Here is a 15,539-nt window from a genome sequence, read left to right on the forward strand (position 1 = left end):
TGCTTTTGCTTTGTAGGATAGGATAATAAAATGTTAAATCAGTTTTCGAGAACAGAACTCCTTTTAGGTAAAGATGCAATGGAGGAGTTACAAAATAAAAGAGTGGCTATCTTTGGTATCGGTGGCGTAGGGGGCTATGTATGTGAGGCCCTAGTTCGTACTGGAGTTGGTCATTTTGATTTGGTGGATGATGACAAGGTATGCCTGACTAATCTCAATCGACAGATCATTGCCACTAGAAGTACTGTTGGTAAGCACAAGGTAGACGTCATGAAGGAGAGGATGTTAGACATCAATCCAAAGGCTGATATTACAGTTCATAAGTGTTTCTTCCTTCCTGAGAATGCAGATACATTTGATTTTAAGTCATATGATTACGTAGTAGATGCTGTTGATACAGTTACTGCCAAAATAGAAATTATCATGCGTTGCAAGGAGCTTGATGTTCCTGTAATTAGCTGCATGGGCGCAGGCAACAAGCTTGACCCTAGCAGATTTAGAGTGGCCGACATTTACAAGACTACCATGTGTCCACTGGCAAAGGTAATGAGACGTGAGATGAAAAAGCGTGGAGTTAAGAGCCTTAAGGTGGTATTTTCCGATGAAAAGCCAACACGTCCAGTTGAGGATATGGCTATTAGCTGCAGGACTAATTGTATTTGTCCACCAGGCGCAGAGCACAAGTGTACAGAGAGACGAGATATACCAGGCTCTATTGCATTTACACCTGCTGTGGCAGGACTTGTTTTAGCAAGTGAGGTTATTAAGGATTTGTCTAACGGTTTTGGAGGGAGAGTTTAATTATGACATTACAGCAGGTTTTATACGCTCTTACAATTCAAGAGTGCGGTTCAATGAACAAGGCAGCTGAGAAGCTTTATATCGTTCAGCCTACTTTGACTTCTGCAATTCAGGAGCTTGAAAATGAAGTGGGCATCACTATTTTCATGCGTACCAATAAGGGCGTTATTGTAACACCTGAGGGCGAGGAGTTTCTTAACGACATTAGAGGCTTTTATCGTCAATACGATATTGTAATGCAGAAATACAGTGGAGAGGGTAATTACAAGAGAAAGTTTGGTGTTTCCACACAGCACTATACATTTGCAGTACGTGCTTTTGTTGATATGGCAAAGCAGTACGATATGAATGATTTCGATTTTGCTCTTAGAGAGACTACCACTATGGATATTATCAATGACGTTAGTTCTCTAAAGAGTGAGGTGGGAATTCTCTATATTAATGAGAGAAATAAGAGAGCCATGAACAAGCTTTTTGTGGAGCATGGACTGGAATTTCACACACTTATAAAGTGCCGGGCTTTTGTCTATTTATGGAAGGACCATCCACTTGCAAGCCAGGATTCTATTAGTATTGAGGATTTGCAGGAATATCCATGTATGTTCTTTGAACAGAGAGACCAAAATGAATTTTTGGCAGAGGAGATTTTGAGCGAGAACTTTTATCCAAAGACATTGAGAGTCACAGACAGATCTACAATGCTTAATCTTATCCGGGCTCTCAATGGTTATACACTATGCTCAGGAATCATCTGGGGCGATTTAAATGGCGACGGCTATATCGTTGTGCCATATCGCGGAGATGAGGAGAATCCTAACAGTGTAATGGAAATCGGATATGTAACTAAAAAGAATAGTGTAATGAGTAAAATGGGTGAGCAGTTTATCGAGGAGATCCACAAAGCTTTGGAGCAAATCGATAAATCTGTTATCTACGAAGGATAATTACTCATTTATAAAAGGGGCTATGGCAGTTCTTACTTCTGTAAGACTAAGCCCTTTTTCTTTTGCGATTTTTGATAAATCATCAAACTCTACTTTAGATTTTTGGACTCCATAGCCACTTGATTTTTTAACACGAACAGGGCCTAGTGGAGTATCAATAGTTTCTATTTTTCTATCAAGAATAAAGCGATTACATGCTTTTTCTCTAATGCCAATAGTGGTAGTGTTGGCAAAAATAGATTTGACCACAGTATCCTTTTCTGCAGCAGTTGTGATAACTGTAAGCAATACGCCAGGACGATTTTTCTTCATCTGGACAGATGTGAAGAATGCTTCCCTAGCTCCGGCTTCATAGATGGCATCAAGAGCAAATCCCAAATCTTCTCCAGTCATATCATCTATATTGCAGTTTAATTCTATTATTTCATCTGTTGAGCCTATGGTCTCACCTAGGAAAATGCGGACACAGTTAGCCACAGGGAAATCTTTCTTGCCCATACCGTAGCCAATTTTTTCAGTCGTCATGGTAGGTATGGATTTAAATTCCTTGCCGAAATGCTTGAGAATTGCAGCGCCAGTTGGAGTGCATAGTTCGCTTTCTACTGTGCCACTGTATGTTGGCAGACCCTTTAGTAGTAGAGCGGTGGCAGGAGCGGGTACAGGTAAAATGCCGTGGGCGCACTTAACAGTTCCACTTCCCACATTGATAGGAGATACGATGATATTCTCCACCTGAAGTTTATTTATCAAGTAGCATACGGCAATTACATCAGCTATGGCATCCATAGTGCCTACCTCATGAAAATGAATTTCACTGACAGGCTCACCGTGGACAGCTGATTCAGCCTCTGCTATAGAATTATAGATTTCGATTCCATGATTTTTAACTTCATTATCAACAGATAGATGTTCTATGATATGGGTAATGTCAGCTAAGCTACTGTGAGAATGATGGTGGTGTTCATGATTATGGTCATGTTCGTCGTGATGGCTGTGTTCTATTTCTTCTTCTACGCCATTTATGGATACAGTGACATGAGTTCCCTTGATACAACATTTTTCCGCTGAAGAAGCGGTATATGTAACTCCAGGAATGCCTATTTTATTAAGCTCCTTTAGAGCCTCATCTTTATCATCTACTAGTTCAAGTAGAGCAGCTGTAAGCATATCACCAGCAGCACCCATTTTACATTCAATATAGAGAGTCTTCATAGTTCCTCCTATAAGTTTAACGATGGTTAATTAGGCTAGCCTGGTAGGCAGCGCCAAAACCATTATCAATATTTACCACTGAGATTCCGTTGGCACAGGAATTCAGCATGGATAAAAGTGCTGATATTCCACCAAATGATGCACCGTATCCTACAGAAGTAGGAACGGCAATTACAGGACATTCTGCAAGTCCGCCAAGTACGCTGGCAAGAGCACCCTCCATACCTGCGATGGCAATTATTACATTGGCGTCTACAATATCATCAAGGTGGGAAAGTGTGCGATGTATACCGGCAACTCCCACATCGTATATACGTTTTACATTGTTGCCAAGAAACTCTGCTGTAAGAGCAGCTTCTTCTGCAACAGGAATATCGCTAGTACCTCCTGTGGCTACTACAATTGTGCCCTTGCCATTAGCCTTTGGCATGCCGCCTATGATGGCAATTTTTGCATCTTCGTAGTAGGTAAGGTCGTGAACATTTTTGACTTCATCAGCCTTTTCTGGTGAAATGCGAGTAATGAGGATTCTATCTTGATTTGATTCCTTCATGGTATCAATAATGCCAATTATTTGCGCTGGTGTTTTGCCGGCGCCATAGATGATTTCTCCTACACCATTTCTCAGGGCTCTGTGAGTATCAAGCTTAGCGTAGCCGATGTCCTTAAAAGGCTTTGTTTTTAATTGGTGCATGGCATCATCGACAGAAATATTTCCGTTTTTAACACCTTCTAATAATTCTTTGATTTCATCATTCATGGTCTAATTATCCTTTTTTGATGATAGAACTTCGTTAAGACTTCCTGTACGATATCCTTGTAAATCCAGTGATATATATTTGAATCCAAAGCTTTTGAATTCAGTAATTATTCTGTTTCGATTATCATCCTGAAGTAGAATAGGAAAATCCTCAGGAAGAGTCTCTATGCGAGCTGTGTCCTTTTGCATGCGTACACGAAACTGCTTAATCCCAAGTGAGGAGATAAGATCCTCAGCTTTTTCAATCATTGCAAGCTTTTCTGGAGTGATTCGCTCGCCGTATGGAATTCTCGATGAAAGACAGGCAAACGATGGCTTGTCCCATGTAGGAAGACCTAGCTCCTTGGAATACTGACGGATTTCTGCTTTTGTCAATCCCACTTCTCTAAGAGGACTTAAAATCTCTAATTCTTTTATGGCCTGAAGCCCTGGACGATAGTCACCTAGGTCATCTAAGTTAGAGCCTTCTGCAATGTAAGCAATGCCATTTTCTGCAGCCATCTTTTTCATACGAGAGAAGAGAATGTGCTTGCAGATGTAACAGCGGTTAGAAGGATTCTTGGCGAATTCTTCGTCCTCCACCTCGTGGGGATAGAGGATAAGCTGGCGGATGCCTTCTTTTTTGCAGAATTCAGAAGCTTCATCCTGCTCCTTGTGAGGGAAGACTTCGCTGATTCCTGTGATTGCTATGCAGGAATCCCCTAGTGTATCGTGGGCTACTTTAAGAAGAAAAGTAGAATCCACCCCAGCTGAATAGGCGATGGCGATACTGCCTTTCTCCTTAAGGTATGCTTTTAATTCATTTAGTTTATTGTCGCTCATGATTGTAATCCTTTTGTGTTATTCAAATGCAGCTGCACAATCCTGTAGTCTGTTAATGATATCAATATGCTGAGGACATACACCCTCGCACTGACCACACTGAATACATGCGCTGGCCATTCCTTTATTTGATACGGCCTTGTCGTAGTCAGCCTGACCTGCCTCTTTTTGTTCCCAGATAAGCTGCTTATTTCTTGCAGAGAAAATCTCTGGAATAGGAATCTGCATAGGGCATCCGTCTGTACAGTAGTGACAAGAGGTACATGGGATAGAATCGATGCCATCCAAGATATCCTGCGCCTGCTTAATAACTTTCTTTTCATCTTCTGAAAGTGGCTTAAAGTCTGCCATATAAGAAAGATTGTCAGCCATCTGCTCCTCAGTAGACATACCTGAAAGTACAGTGATAATGCCATCTAGTGATGCCACGAATCTAATTGCCCATGAAGCTACGCTTAAATCTGGCCTTGCACTTGTGAGCAAATCTCTAACTGCCTTTGGAGGATTGGCAAGTGTGCCACCCTTAATAGGCTCCATTACTACAATTGATTTGCCATGCTTTCTGGCGACTTCGTAGCAAGCTCTTGACTGAACATCTGGGTTGTTCCAGTCAGCGTAGTTAATCTGAAGCTGAACAAACTCAGCATCTGGGTGTGCTGTAAGAATCTCATCAAGTCGTTCTGGAGTAGAGTGGAATGAGAATCCCCAATGCTTAATCAGGCCCTTTTCTTTCATTTCCTTTACATAATCCCAAAGATGCCATTCGTCGTATTTTTTATAGTTGCCATCCTGAAGAGCGTGGAGAAGATAGTAGTCGATGTAACCTGCTCCAGTGCGTTCAAGACTAGTAAGAAGCTCCTGCTTTGCGCTAGCCTCATCTGTTGCAGCAAATGAAGCAAGCTTTGTTGCTAAGGTGTAGCTCTCACGTGGATATCTATCTACGAGAGCAAGCTTTGCTGCCTTCTCTGATTCGCCGCCATCATATACAAAAGCGGTGTCAAAATAGGTAAGACCTGCCTTCATAAACATGTCTACCATTTCCTTAGTACGTTCTATATCAATCTTCGTTGGATTGTCCTTTTCCTTTGGAAGGCGCATCAAGCCAAATCCAAGCTTTGGTGTGCTTTCACCGAAATATCTTTCTGCCATAGTGACCCCCTTTTACTTAAATACAATAGTCTTATGGGCATTTGTATTTGCCAGTTTACTGCCCAGATATGTTTTAAGTATAACATATAGGAAATTTAAATAAGAATATCATTTGTTGTCGTCTTGCTTATTATTTTTTGCGGTTGAAGATATGGACAGCGAGGTCTTCTGTCGCGTGTTTTCTATATGGTGAATTGTTTTTACTGCCTAGTGGATGTTTTTTTGTTTAGGCAGTAGGGAAATTTGAGAAAGGTACTGCTTGTGGAGACTTTTTTAGTTTAGGCAGTAGTAGGATTTGAGGAAGGTACTGCCTGTGGAGGAAAATGAGAAATAAGCAGTAGGGAAAATTGGAAAAGGTACTGCCTGTGGAAAAAAATGGGAAATAAGCAGTAAGGAAAATTGGAAAAGGTACTGCCTGTGGGGGAAAATGGGAAATAAGCAGTAGAAAAATGAAAAAAGGATACTGCCTGTGGGAAAAAATGGGAAATAGGCAGTAGTGAAAATGAAAAAGGTTACTGCCTATATAGAAAAATGAGATTTAAGCAGTAGCAGTTTTCAAAATAGCTACTGCCTAAAATGAAAAAGCCCATGCAAGCAGTAGAAAAAGATACTTTACATGTTGAACTGAAAGTATTATTATACTACCGAGGTTTAAATTGATATAAGTGACATATGAGATATGCAGAAAAATAGACGAGGACAATGCTATGAATAAAGAGACAAAAAATAACGTGACTTTTATGACATTTGATTTGTTTAAGAATGCAGGTGTGAAGCATGGATTTTCTACAAGGATTGGTGGAGTGAGTGATGGTGTTTTTGATTCACTTAACTTGGGATTCAATCGTGGAGATGAGGATGCCAATGTACACGAGAATTTTAAGCGAATTGCAAATGCACTTGATATGAATTATGAGCGTATGTGCCTTTCAAAGCAGACTCACACAACCAATGTAATTGTGGTGGATGAAAAGGATGCAGGAAATGGAATAGTTAGACCGCTTCCTTATGATGATGTAGATGGGCTTATTACAAATGTAAAGGACATGCCACTGGTTACTTTTTATGCGGATTGTGTTCCTCTTTTTTTGTATGATCCGGTTCATGAAGTGGTGGCTCTTTCGCACTCTGGTTGGAGAGGAACAGTTGGAAAAATTGGCAAGGTGACTATTGAAAAAATGGCTGAGCATTTTGGCACAGTTCCAGCTGATGCAATCTGTGGTATAGCTCCTAGCATATGCAGAAATTGCTACGAGGTAAGTGCTGATGTTGCAGATGCTTTTGTAGGTGCATTTGGAGAAGAAAATAGAGATGTGATTTTAAAACCATCGGTTTTTAATCCAGATGATTCAGATAAATACATGCTTGATTTGTGGGCTGCATGCAAGCTTGTTTTTCTTGAAGCAGGAGTGCCAGAGGAGAATATCGAAATTACGGATTACTGCACTCGGTGCAATCCAGATTTGTTCTACTCACACAGAATTATGGGAGCAAATCGAGGCAGCCTAGCTGCGTTTATTTCATTGTAGTTTAGTTTATTTGGGAGAATGTTGTTTATGAATTGTAAAAATTGCGGAGCGCCTGTAGATGGACATATTGCCTGCCCTAAGTGCGGACAGCTAGTTGATTTTACAGGGAGTATTTCAAATACACCTGCTAGAACTAGTTATGGAATCAATTGGGGCACTGAGGAAGAGACACCTGCAGCAAAGCCGGTTTCTGAGGCGCAAGCTAAGCCAGAAGAAAAGAAAACAGTAGTGGAGGTGGAGGCGCAAGCTAAGCCAGAAGAGCAATCAGTTGTAGATGTGCAGGCTAAATTAGAAGAAAAGAAGCAGGTTGTAGAAACTCCAGTTGGGTCAGAGGCAGTAAAGCTAGAACCAGAAAAGCAGGTTGTAGAAACATCAGTAAAGCCAGAATCAGAACAGCCAATTGTAGAAACTTCAGATAAATCAGAGCCAGTAAAGCCAGAGCCAGCGACGCCAACTCCTGCAGTAGCTGAGTCTAGAACAGATACATCAGAAGATGAATCTGAGAATATCTCTATTTTTGATACTTTCAGCGAAGCTATGAAGGATATTGCTGAGGACGTGTTAGAAGTTGGGGATGATATGAAAGAGGATATAGCTGATGCTGTTGCAAATATTTCTGATGCAATTGTTTCAGCATATCCAGAGGAGGACGATGATGAAGAAGATAATTCCGCTGCTGTCACTTCAAGTTCTATAGCTGCAGAAGATAAAAAAGAGGAGCCATACAGATATAAGGAAAATAAATATGAGTTTAGTGGCTCCGCAAAGTCTTCTGGAACATACAATTCTGGAACTTACAATAATTCAAAGAAAAATAATGATGATGTTGATTCTAAACCGGCCGGATTTTCACTGGTTTTATTTTTTGCATTTATAATTATGGCCTTAGTAATAAGTGGCACAAGAAATAATAAAGAAGATGAATACGAGAAAGCTAAGCAGGAATTATATAATAATGTTGATCTTGAGTCATTACAGAATATGTATGGTTTAAATTTGCATAGTTCCAGCTCATCATCTCAAGTTGAAGAAGAACCAGTTGTATATGTCTACGCTGACTTAGGCAAGATTTATAACACAGATGGGGAAAGCATTGAAATTAATGAAGATGCCGTTGTGAAATCGGACATAAATCACCAAAGGATTGCTTATTATCAAGATGGAGAGTTGTATCTGGTAGATGGGAATTTAGAACCACAAAAGGTGACTAGTAATGTGAAGGATTTCCAGATTTTGTCAGATGGAAATGACCTTGCATATATAAGTGAAAACGGTTATTTAACATATCGTAAATACGATAAAGATGACTATGATGTATATATGGTGGTTTCTAAAGTTGAATCCTTTGTTTTTGATGCAGCGGGCAGCAAAGCGGGCTTTTTATATTTAGCAGAAACTGAAGAGGGAAAAGTACTTTGTCAGTGCGATAGAGATGGAAAAAATAGATCAACAATAGCTTCAGGGGAGTGTAAGCCACTTTCTGTTTCCTATGATTTAGATTGTACATTCTATTTGGATGAGAATAATCACTTGCATAGATATTATGATGGAAGAGATGAAGATATAGCATATGATGTGACAATAAACGATAATTCGGAGTATATTATTTCTGATGATAAGAGCGCTATAATAGTTAACAATATAGCTGTAGATGGTAAAATCTACTGTGCTAACAAATTTACAAAAGAATTATCTGTTATTGATGAGCCAGGATTATCTGAGGTCAATATTTACGAGGCTTCAAAAGCTGACGAAGCATTAGCTGTTACATATCAGTCAGATGAGGGGCTTGTAGAAGTGAAATTTGGTCCTGGTGGATCCACCAAATATGTGATTACAGAAAGTACAAATGTAGATTGCTTTGCTGTTAATGCCAAAGAGGATGTAGTACTGTACAAACTTGATAATCAGTTGTACAAATGGGCTAGGACAGAAACGACAGATAGAGTTTTAGATGAAGAAGCTTCGGACATTAATAACATATCAGTCTCAAGCTCTGGAGTATTTTATTATCTAAAGGGAAGTGAATTATATTATTTTAGTACTATTCGCTATACATATGAGCCAGTTTTAGTATCAGATGATGTAGACAAGATAGTTAAATACACTGATAACGATGGACAGGTTACAATGGGATTTGCCAAAACTGATTCTACTCAATATATTTTGATAGCAAATAGTAATTATATTCAGGAGTAAAGGGCCTTTATAGCTGCAGGAATATCTTCCTTTGGAATTCTGCTGAAGGATAAAAGAAGAGTTTCCCCATCTTCAGTAGAGCTGATAGTATTTACCTTGATGCCTTTTTTTAGAAGCGTATCTGATAGGTTTTTACCTTTTAAATTTAAGGCGATTTCCATTCCACTATCGCCAAATAATAATTGTTCAGAAGAGAAATGTTTACTTAGTTCACTAAGAGCTAGTTCACGTTTCTCTTCTTGTAGTTTACGGATTTTTTTTATGTGCCTGTTAAGATGGCCATCACGAAGAAACTGGGCAAGTGCAATTTGCTCAGCCTTTGAGGTGGTTTGGTTGAAATATTTTTTTATGTCCTGATACTGGTTCTTGGTGTCCTTTGGAAGAATAATATAACTGATTCTGACGCTTGGAAGAAGGACACTTGAAAAGGAGCCAAGGAAGGCCACTCGCTCTCCGCCAGTCACGGCATATAGACTAGGGGTAGGGGTGGTTGAAAATACAAACTCATTTTGATAGTCATCCTCTATAATAAGGTGGTCATTGGTGAAGGCATGGTCGATAAGCTCGCGGCGTCTCTTCATAGTCATGACCTGGCCCCATTTGGTCATGTAGGATGGGGTGACATATATGAGGGCACTGTTTTTATCTCTATAATTTACCTGATAGCCAGCCATCTCAAATGTCTTGGCACCATCAGAAAATTCTCTTGTAGGAAAAGATATAGTCTTATCAGTTGGATTAAGAGCAATTAGAATCGTAAGCAAACTTTGGAATCCGGCGCCGATTACCACGTCATCTGCGCTGCAAATGATATTTCTTTTTTTCCTAACATATTTTGCAATTTCTGCTCTAAGATCTTCTTCACCTTGATTGTCGGAATAGGATAGTAAACGTTCCTCTTGTCTGAGGGCGGATTTCATATATCTAGTCCAAAGCGGAAGGCAAGAAACCTGCTTATCTTCGCCGATTGTAGCTAGGTCATAGCGGATTTTGGCAGTATCTTTTTTGATATTTTCAATTTCTTTTTCCTGAACGCGGTCCTTCATGGTGGCCGAAAGACCTGTTATAAAATAGCCAACCTTCTCCACTGAGTAAATATATCCATCGGCAGACAGCTGCAAGTATGCTGTTTCTACAGAGGTGCGGCTAACACTAAGAAGCTGCTCCGTCTCCCTAAGAGATGGCATTCTATCCCCTTTGTTTAGGGCTCCTTCGTTCATTTGCTTAACATAATAGTCATAGATTTTCTCGTATACCTTCATATCTGTCCCCTAAAAATTAATTAAAATTGAGTATTTTTTAAGTATCAGTTTGGTGGTATTATACCGCTAACATAAATGATTAGGAAGTGCTTTCGAATAAAAAGTTTAAATGGAGGACATCATGAAAAACACATCTATCAGCACAAAAACTAACGCAACTGAAACCACTCATACTTTGATTATTGCTTCTTTGATGGCTGCACTTACATGTGTGGGCACTATGATTATAAAAGTTCCAACACCGACAAATGGATATATTCATCCAGGAGACGGATTTGTTTTGTTATCGGGTCTTTTACTAGGGCCTATTTGGGGAGGCTTGGCAGCAGGCATTGGTTCAGCTCTTTCTGATTTAATTGGCGGATATTTTATTTATGTTCCTGCCACTTTTGTCATTAAGGCATTGACTGCGTTTGTAGGGTATTTTGTTTTTGTTTTTATGAAAAAGGTTATTTCTTCAAAAACCAATCCTGCGCCAGTGATTATTTCAGGAATAACAGGAGAGGCTGTGATGGTGGCTGGATATTTCCTTTTTGAAATTTTCATGCTTGCCACTGTAAATGGCTCCTCAGTACAAGCTGGATTTGTGGCTGCTACAGCAGGCTTGATTCCAAATATTATACAGGGAGTTTTTGGAGTAATTATTTCCACAGTTCTCTATCCTTTGCTTACTAAACTTTCTCGATAAGAGGCTATTATTGATAAAATATTTCATCTATTAAAAAAAGTGAAATCGCCTATTGACTATATAGGCGATTCTTTTTATAGTAATCACATATTTAACCAGTAGGTAAATATATTTAAGATAAAAAATGTGAAAGGAACAGGAGATAATGTTTGTTTATGCAGATAATGCGGCAACAACAGCCGTTAGTAAAAATGTATTAGATGCAATGGTTCCAATATACACAGAAGTATATGGAAATCCATCTAGCTTATATTCAGTAGGACAGAAGGCAAAGGAGATTCTTGAGGAATCAAGAGAGAGAATTGCAAAAATCTTAGGCGCTAAGCCACGTGAGATTTACTTTACATCAGGTGGTAGCGAGGCTGACAATCAGGCTATCGTATCAGCTGCCAGATTTGGAGAGAAGAAGGGCAAGAAGCATATTATCTCAACAAAGTTTGAGCACCATGCAGTACTTCATACTCTTCAGGCTCTTGAGAAGGAAGGCTTTGAAGTAACACTTCTTGATGTACATGAGAATGGTGTTGTTACACCTGAGCAGGTTGCAGATGCCATCCGTGAGGATACAGCTCTTGTAACAATCATGTACGCTAACAATGAAATCGGAACAGTTCAGCCTATCGCTGAAATCGGTGCTATTTGCAAGGAGAAGGGTGTTCTTTTCCACACAGATGCAGTTCAGGCTGTTAGTCATATTCATATTAATGTTGTAGAGCAGAATATTGATATGCTTTCAATCTCAGCTCACAAGTTCCACGGGCCAAAGGGCGTTGGTGTGCTTTATGCTAGAGGCGGTGTTGCTCTTACTAACATCATCAATGGTGGTGCACAGGAGAGAGGTAAGAGAGCAGGTACAGAAAATCTTGCAGGTATTGTTGGTATGACAGTAGCTCTTGAGGATGCTGTTGAGCATATGGATGAGAACAATGCAAAATTTGAGAAGCTTCAGGATAGACTTATTGAGGGACTTTCAAAGATTCCTTATTCAGAGCTCAATGGCGACAGACATCAGAGAGTAAAGTCAAATGTTAATTTCTGCTTTGAGGGAATTGAGGGAGAGTCATTGCTTCTTCTTTTAGATGACAAGGGAATTGCAGTGTCATCAGGTTCAGCTTGTACATCAGGCTCACTTGATCCTAGCCATGTACTTCTTGCTATCGGAAGACCACATGAGGTGGCTCATGGTTCTCTTAGAATTTCTCTTGGAGAGGATGCAGATGAGGAGCAGGTAGACTACATCATCAAATCTGTAACAGAGGTTGTAGAGTATCTTAGAAGCTTTTCACCATTCTGGGGTGATTTAACAACTGGCAAGAGACCACACGTTTTTTCAGAGCATAAAGCAGTATAAGGAGGAAATGAAAAATGGCACTTTATAGTGAAAAGGTTATGGACCATTTTAGAAACCCAAGAAATGTGGGAGTTATAGAGGATGCTGATGGAGTTGGAGAAGTAGGAAATCCAGTCTGCGGCGATATTATGAAAATCTATTTAAAGATTAACGACGAGCAGGTTATCAACGACGTAAAGTTTGAGACATTTGGTTGCGGTAGCGCCATTGCATCAAGCTCAATGGCTACAGAGCTCATTAAGGGCAAGCCACTTTCTGAGGCATTACAGCTTACAAATAAGGCTGTTACAGAGGCGTTAGATGGACTTCCACCTCACAAGCTTCACTGTTCAGTACTTGCTGAGGAGGCAATCAAGTCAGCAGTAAAGGATTACTATGACAAGAATGGAATCGAATATGATCCAGCTGATTTCCCAGAGGATCATGACTGCGAAGCTTGTCATTTACAGTAACTAAAGGGTGTGGTCAGGAGAAAATACCTCCTGACCTTTTTATTGCAATAGAATAGAGGACACCATATAATTAATTCAATTGAATTATAAGGTGGGGGACAATAATGGAAAGACCAATACTAAAAAATAAAATTTACCTGTATTTGACAGAGTTTTTCGCAGGAATGTCAGTTATGGCTGTAGAGCTAGGTGCCAGCAGACTATTGGCGCCTTATTTTAGTTCATCACAAATAGTGTGGACCATTATAATAGGAACAATCATGATAGCCATGGCGCTTGGAAACCTTTATGGTGGCAGGATGGCAGACAAGGATCCCAATCCAGATAAGCTTTATAAGAGGATTGTGATAGCAGCCATTTGGATAGGACTTATTCCTGTTGTTGGAAAATATATAATTATTGGAATATCGGCGCTTCTGATTTTTGCAGTTAGCAATCATTTCCTTGTTATTGCTGGATTTGTTGCCTGCATGGTGCTATTCGTATTTCCGTTATTTCTTTTGGGAACAGTTACTCCTTCCCTTGTAAAGTTTTCTGTGGATAGCTTGGATGACAGCGGAAGTGTAGTTGGAAAGCTCAATGCCAGCAACACAATCGGAAGTATCATCGGCACCTTCGTGCCTACATTTATTAGTATTCCTGCAGTGGGCACAGCAGTTACATTCTTGATTTTTGCTGGAATACTTTTAGTGCTTTGCATTGTATATTTTGTAAGTTCAAAGATAAATTTTTCACAGGCCAAGAGGGTTCCTATTAGCATAGTGCTATTTTTAGTCTGCTGCCTACTTGGCCATAGCAATAGCTTTGCTTTTTGGCAGACTAATCTTAACTATGAGGGTGAATCTATTTATAACTACCTGCAGGTGTATGAGGACGATAAACAGGTGACACTTTCTACCAATGTGTTGTTTGGCGTACAGTCGGTATACCAAAAGGAAAAGGGGCCTACCGGCTTGTACTACGACTATGCCATGGCGTCACTTTATATGGCAAATGAAGAGGCGAAGGAGACACCTTTAAAGATACTTATCCTTGGAAATGGCAGTGGAACATTTGCTACTCAGTGTGAGAGATATTTTGACAATGTAGATATTACCGGTGTTGAGATTGATGGAAAAATCACCGATTTGGCCACAAAGTATTTTGAACTGCCAGAGGATGTTTCTGTTGTTACATACGATGGCAGGGCGTATCTTAATGCTATTGATGAAAAATACGATGTGATTATGGTGGATGCCTATCAGGATATTACCATTCCATTTCAGATGTCTTCCCAGGAGTTCTTTCAGTTGGTAGCAGACCATCTCGATGAAAATGGAGTGATGGTAGTAAATCTTAATATGAGAAGTGATACCCCAGGAAATATTAATGATTACCTTTCTGATACTATAGGAAGTGTATTTCCATGCATTTACACAGCAGATGTTAGTGGATGGAGCAACAGAGTTTTATACGCTAGCTTTAATTCGGAGATAGTGGCTAATCTAGAAGGGGCTATTAATAGAGAGACTGATTCGGATTTACGATATATGATGGGTAAGTCCTATGAGGGGTTGCAAGCGTACAATCCAGGTGATTTGATTATGACTGATGACAAAGCTCCGGTTGAGCTTCTAGGTATGCAAATAATTGACGAAATTATCGTGGATGAAGTAAATTATTATAAAAGAATATATAAGGATAAGGGTCTTTCGGGACTTTTAGAATTGATATAAGAGAGGGGATTTTATGGCTTATTTTCCAATGTTTGTTGATTTGACAGACGCCAATTGTCTGATCATAGGCGGAGGCTCTGTAGCCCTTAGAAAGGTTAACGTTCTTCTGGATTTTGGCGCAAAAGTCCATGTTATTGCAAAAGAGATTTCAATGGATTTGGCAGCTCTTTCAGAGGAGACGGATCACTTGCTTCTTGAGCAGAGAGAGTTTACGCCATTTGATTTGCAAGATAGAAAATTGGTTATTGTTGCCACAAGCGACAATGAATTAAATGGGCAGATTTATATGATGTGCTCAGAGGGTGGAATACCTGTAAATGTAGTTGACGACCAGGAAAAATGCAGCTTTATTTTTCCTTCTTATATCAAGGAGCAGAATCTTGTAGGTGCATTTTCAAGTGGAGGCAATAGCCCTGCCCTTACTCAATATCTTAAGAATAAAGAAAAAGAAATACTTACACCTAGGCTTGGTGAACTTAATGAAGTTCTTGGTCGTTGGCGTCAGCCAATCAAGGAGCTTTTCCCACTGGAGTCTAGTCGCAAGAGTGCATTCGAGCAGCTTATTGACTATGCCCTTTGCTATGATGGCATCCCAACAGACGAGGAGATAGAAGAGTTGCTTGGGGCCATTAGTATGACTTTGTAGAGGAATATA

The 15,539-nt window shown here is 39.8% G+C and carries 14 protein-coding genes; 9 read left to right on the forward strand and 5 right to left on the reverse strand.

Annotated features, from left to right (window positions below; all coding sequences use genetic code 11):
- Positions 1 to 30: 30 nt before the first annotated feature.
- Both BLP50_RS11260 and BLP50_RS11265 read left to right on the forward strand, forming a co-directional pair.
- Entirely contained in the window at positions 31 to 801 is a 771-nt protein-coding gene (locus BLP50_RS11260) for a tRNA threonylcarbamoyladenosine dehydratase (protein WP_090154781.1), read from the forward strand.
- Positions 802 to 803: 2 nt separating this feature from the next.
- The gene (locus tag BLP50_RS11265) at positions 804 to 1,745 is read left to right on the forward strand and encodes a LysR family transcriptional regulator (RefSeq protein WP_090154784.1); all 942 of its coding nucleotides are present in this window, start codon (positions 804 to 806) and stop codon (positions 1,743 to 1,745) included.
- On the opposite strand, the gene larC is transcribed toward BLP50_RS11265, so the two are convergent.
- Genes larC through BLP50_RS11285 form a run of 4 tightly spaced genes read right to left on the reverse strand, consistent with a single transcriptional unit; the run spans position 1,746 to position 5,688 of the window.
- On the reverse strand, positions 1,746 to 2,957 hold the full coding sequence (gene larC / locus BLP50_RS11270; RefSeq protein ID WP_090154786.1) for a nickel pincer cofactor biosynthesis protein LarC: 1,212 nt from the start codon (positions 2,955 to 2,957) through the stop codon (positions 1,746 to 1,748). It abuts the gene before it with no gap.
- 16 nt (positions 2,958 to 2,973) lie between these two features.
- Complete coding sequence (larB, locus tag BLP50_RS11275; protein ID WP_090154788.1) at positions 2,974 to 3,717, reverse strand: nickel pincer cofactor biosynthesis protein LarB; 744 nt, start codon at positions 3,715 to 3,717, stop codon at positions 2,974 to 2,976.
- 3 nt (positions 3,718 to 3,720) lie between these two features.
- Positions 3,721 to 4,539, reverse strand: coding sequence for an ATP-dependent sacrificial sulfur transferase LarE (gene larE, locus BLP50_RS11280; RefSeq protein ID WP_176753767.1), 819 nt, complete (start codon positions 4,537 to 4,539; stop codon positions 3,721 to 3,723).
- Between the two features lie 18 nt (positions 4,540 to 4,557).
- Positions 4,558 to 5,688 (reverse strand): aldo/keto reductase, encoded by a 1,131-nt coding sequence (locus BLP50_RS11285; protein ID WP_090154792.1) that lies wholly within the window; start codon positions 5,686 to 5,688, stop codon positions 4,558 to 4,560.
- 707 nt (positions 5,689 to 6,395) lie between these two features.
- On the opposite strand from BLP50_RS11285, the gene pgeF reads away from it, so the two are divergent.
- Both pgeF and BLP50_RS11295 read left to right on the forward strand, forming a co-directional pair.
- Positions 6,396 to 7,217 (forward strand): peptidoglycan editing factor PgeF, encoded by an 822-nt coding sequence (pgeF, locus tag BLP50_RS11290; RefSeq protein WP_090154794.1) that lies wholly within the window; start codon positions 6,396 to 6,398, stop codon positions 7,215 to 7,217.
- Positions 7,218 to 7,244: 27 nt separating this feature from the next.
- Positions 7,245 to 9,416, forward strand: a complete 2,172-nt coding sequence (locus tag BLP50_RS11295; protein WP_090154796.1) for a zinc ribbon domain-containing protein — start codon at positions 7,245 to 7,247, stop codon at positions 9,414 to 9,416.
- Here BLP50_RS11295 and BLP50_RS11300 read toward each other — a convergent pair.
- Positions 9,407 to 10,678 carry an aminotransferase-like domain-containing protein gene (locus BLP50_RS11300; RefSeq protein WP_090154798.1) on the reverse strand — a complete coding sequence of 424 codons (1,272 nt, stop codon included), beginning with the start codon at positions 10,676 to 10,678 and terminating at the stop codon, positions 9,407 to 9,409. The genes BLP50_RS11295 and BLP50_RS11300 overlap by 10 nt on opposite strands.
- A 121-nt stretch (positions 10,679 to 10,799) precedes the next feature.
- On the opposite strand from BLP50_RS11300, the gene BLP50_RS11305 reads away from it, so the two are divergent.
- From BLP50_RS11305 to BLP50_RS11325, 5 genes are all read left to right on the forward strand, one after another.
- A complete protein-coding gene (locus BLP50_RS11305; protein ID WP_090154799.1) occupies positions 10,800 to 11,366 on the forward strand; it encodes an ECF transporter S component in 567 nt (188 codons plus the stop codon).
- Between the two features lie 145 nt (positions 11,367 to 11,511).
- The gene (gene nifS, locus BLP50_RS11310; RefSeq protein WP_090154801.1) at positions 11,512 to 12,717 is read left to right on the forward strand and encodes a cysteine desulfurase NifS; all 1,206 of its coding nucleotides are present in this window, start codon (positions 11,512 to 11,514) and stop codon (positions 12,715 to 12,717) included.
- 14 nt (positions 12,718 to 12,731) lie between these two features.
- A complete protein-coding gene (nifU, locus tag BLP50_RS11315) occupies positions 12,732 to 13,169 on the forward strand; it encodes a Fe-S cluster assembly scaffold protein NifU (RefSeq protein ID WP_090154803.1) in 438 nt (145 codons plus the stop codon).
- A gap of 104 nt (positions 13,170 to 13,273) precedes the next feature.
- Complete coding sequence (locus tag BLP50_RS11320; protein ID WP_090154805.1) at positions 13,274 to 14,884, forward strand: spermidine synthase; 1,611 nt, start codon at positions 13,274 to 13,276, stop codon at positions 14,882 to 14,884.
- Between the two features lie 13 nt (positions 14,885 to 14,897).
- Complete coding sequence (locus tag BLP50_RS11325) at positions 14,898 to 15,530, forward strand: precorrin-2 dehydrogenase/sirohydrochlorin ferrochelatase family protein (RefSeq protein ID WP_090154807.1); 633 nt, start codon at positions 14,898 to 14,900, stop codon at positions 15,528 to 15,530.
- Positions 15,531 to 15,539 lie beyond the last annotated feature (9 nt).

This window comes from Pseudobutyrivibrio sp. AR14, assembly GCF_900101325.1.
In the GTDB taxonomy this organism is placed as follows: Bacteria; Bacillota; Clostridia; order Lachnospirales; family Lachnospiraceae; genus Pseudobutyrivibrio.

What these genes read in the sequence shown, in the direction of transcription:
- nifS (WP_090154801.1), top strand. Translation starts at nt 11,512, where the DNA reads ATGTTTGTTTATGCAGATAATGCGGCAACAACAGCCGTTAGTAAAAAT.
- BLP50_RS11320 (WP_090154805.1), top strand. Translation starts at nt 13,274, where the DNA reads ATGGAAAGACCAATACTAAAAAATAAAATTTACCTGTATTTGACAGAG.
- larC (WP_090154786.1), bottom strand. Translation starts at nt 2,957, where the DNA reads ATGAAGACTCTCTATATTGAATGTAAAATGGGTGCTGCTGGTGATATG.
- BLP50_RS11295 (WP_090154796.1), top strand. Translation starts at nt 7,245, where the DNA reads ATGAATTGTAAAAATTGCGGAGCGCCTGTAGATGGACATATTGCCTGC.
- BLP50_RS11285 (WP_090154792.1), bottom strand. Translation starts at nt 5,688, where the DNA reads ATGGCAGAAAGATATTTCGGTGAAAGCACACCAAAGCTTGGATTTGGC.
- larB (WP_090154788.1), bottom strand. Translation starts at nt 3,717, where the DNA reads ATGAATGATGAAATCAAAGAATTATTAGAAGGTGTTAAAAACGGAAAT.
- BLP50_RS11260 (WP_090154781.1), top strand. Translation starts at nt 31, where the DNA reads ATGTTAAATCAGTTTTCGAGAACAGAACTCCTTTTAGGTAAAGATGCA.
- larE (WP_176753767.1), bottom strand. Translation starts at nt 4,539, where the DNA reads ATGAGCGACAATAAACTAAATGAATTAAAAGCATACCTTAAGGAGAAA.
- BLP50_RS11325 (WP_090154807.1), top strand. Translation starts at nt 14,898, where the DNA reads ATGGCTTATTTTCCAATGTTTGTTGATTTGACAGACGCCAATTGTCTG.
- BLP50_RS11300 (WP_090154798.1), bottom strand. Translation starts at nt 10,678, where the DNA reads ATGAAGGTATACGAGAAAATCTATGACTATTATGTTAAGCAAATGAAC.
- nifU (WP_090154803.1), top strand. Translation starts at nt 12,732, where the DNA reads ATGGCACTTTATAGTGAAAAGGTTATGGACCATTTTAGAAACCCAAGA.
- BLP50_RS11265 (WP_090154784.1), top strand. Translation starts at nt 804, where the DNA reads ATGACATTACAGCAGGTTTTATACGCTCTTACAATTCAAGAGTGCGGT.
- pgeF (WP_090154794.1), top strand. Translation starts at nt 6,396, where the DNA reads ATGAATAAAGAGACAAAAAATAACGTGACTTTTATGACATTTGATTTG.
- BLP50_RS11305 (WP_090154799.1), top strand. Translation starts at nt 10,800, where the DNA reads ATGAAAAACACATCTATCAGCACAAAAACTAACGCAACTGAAACCACT.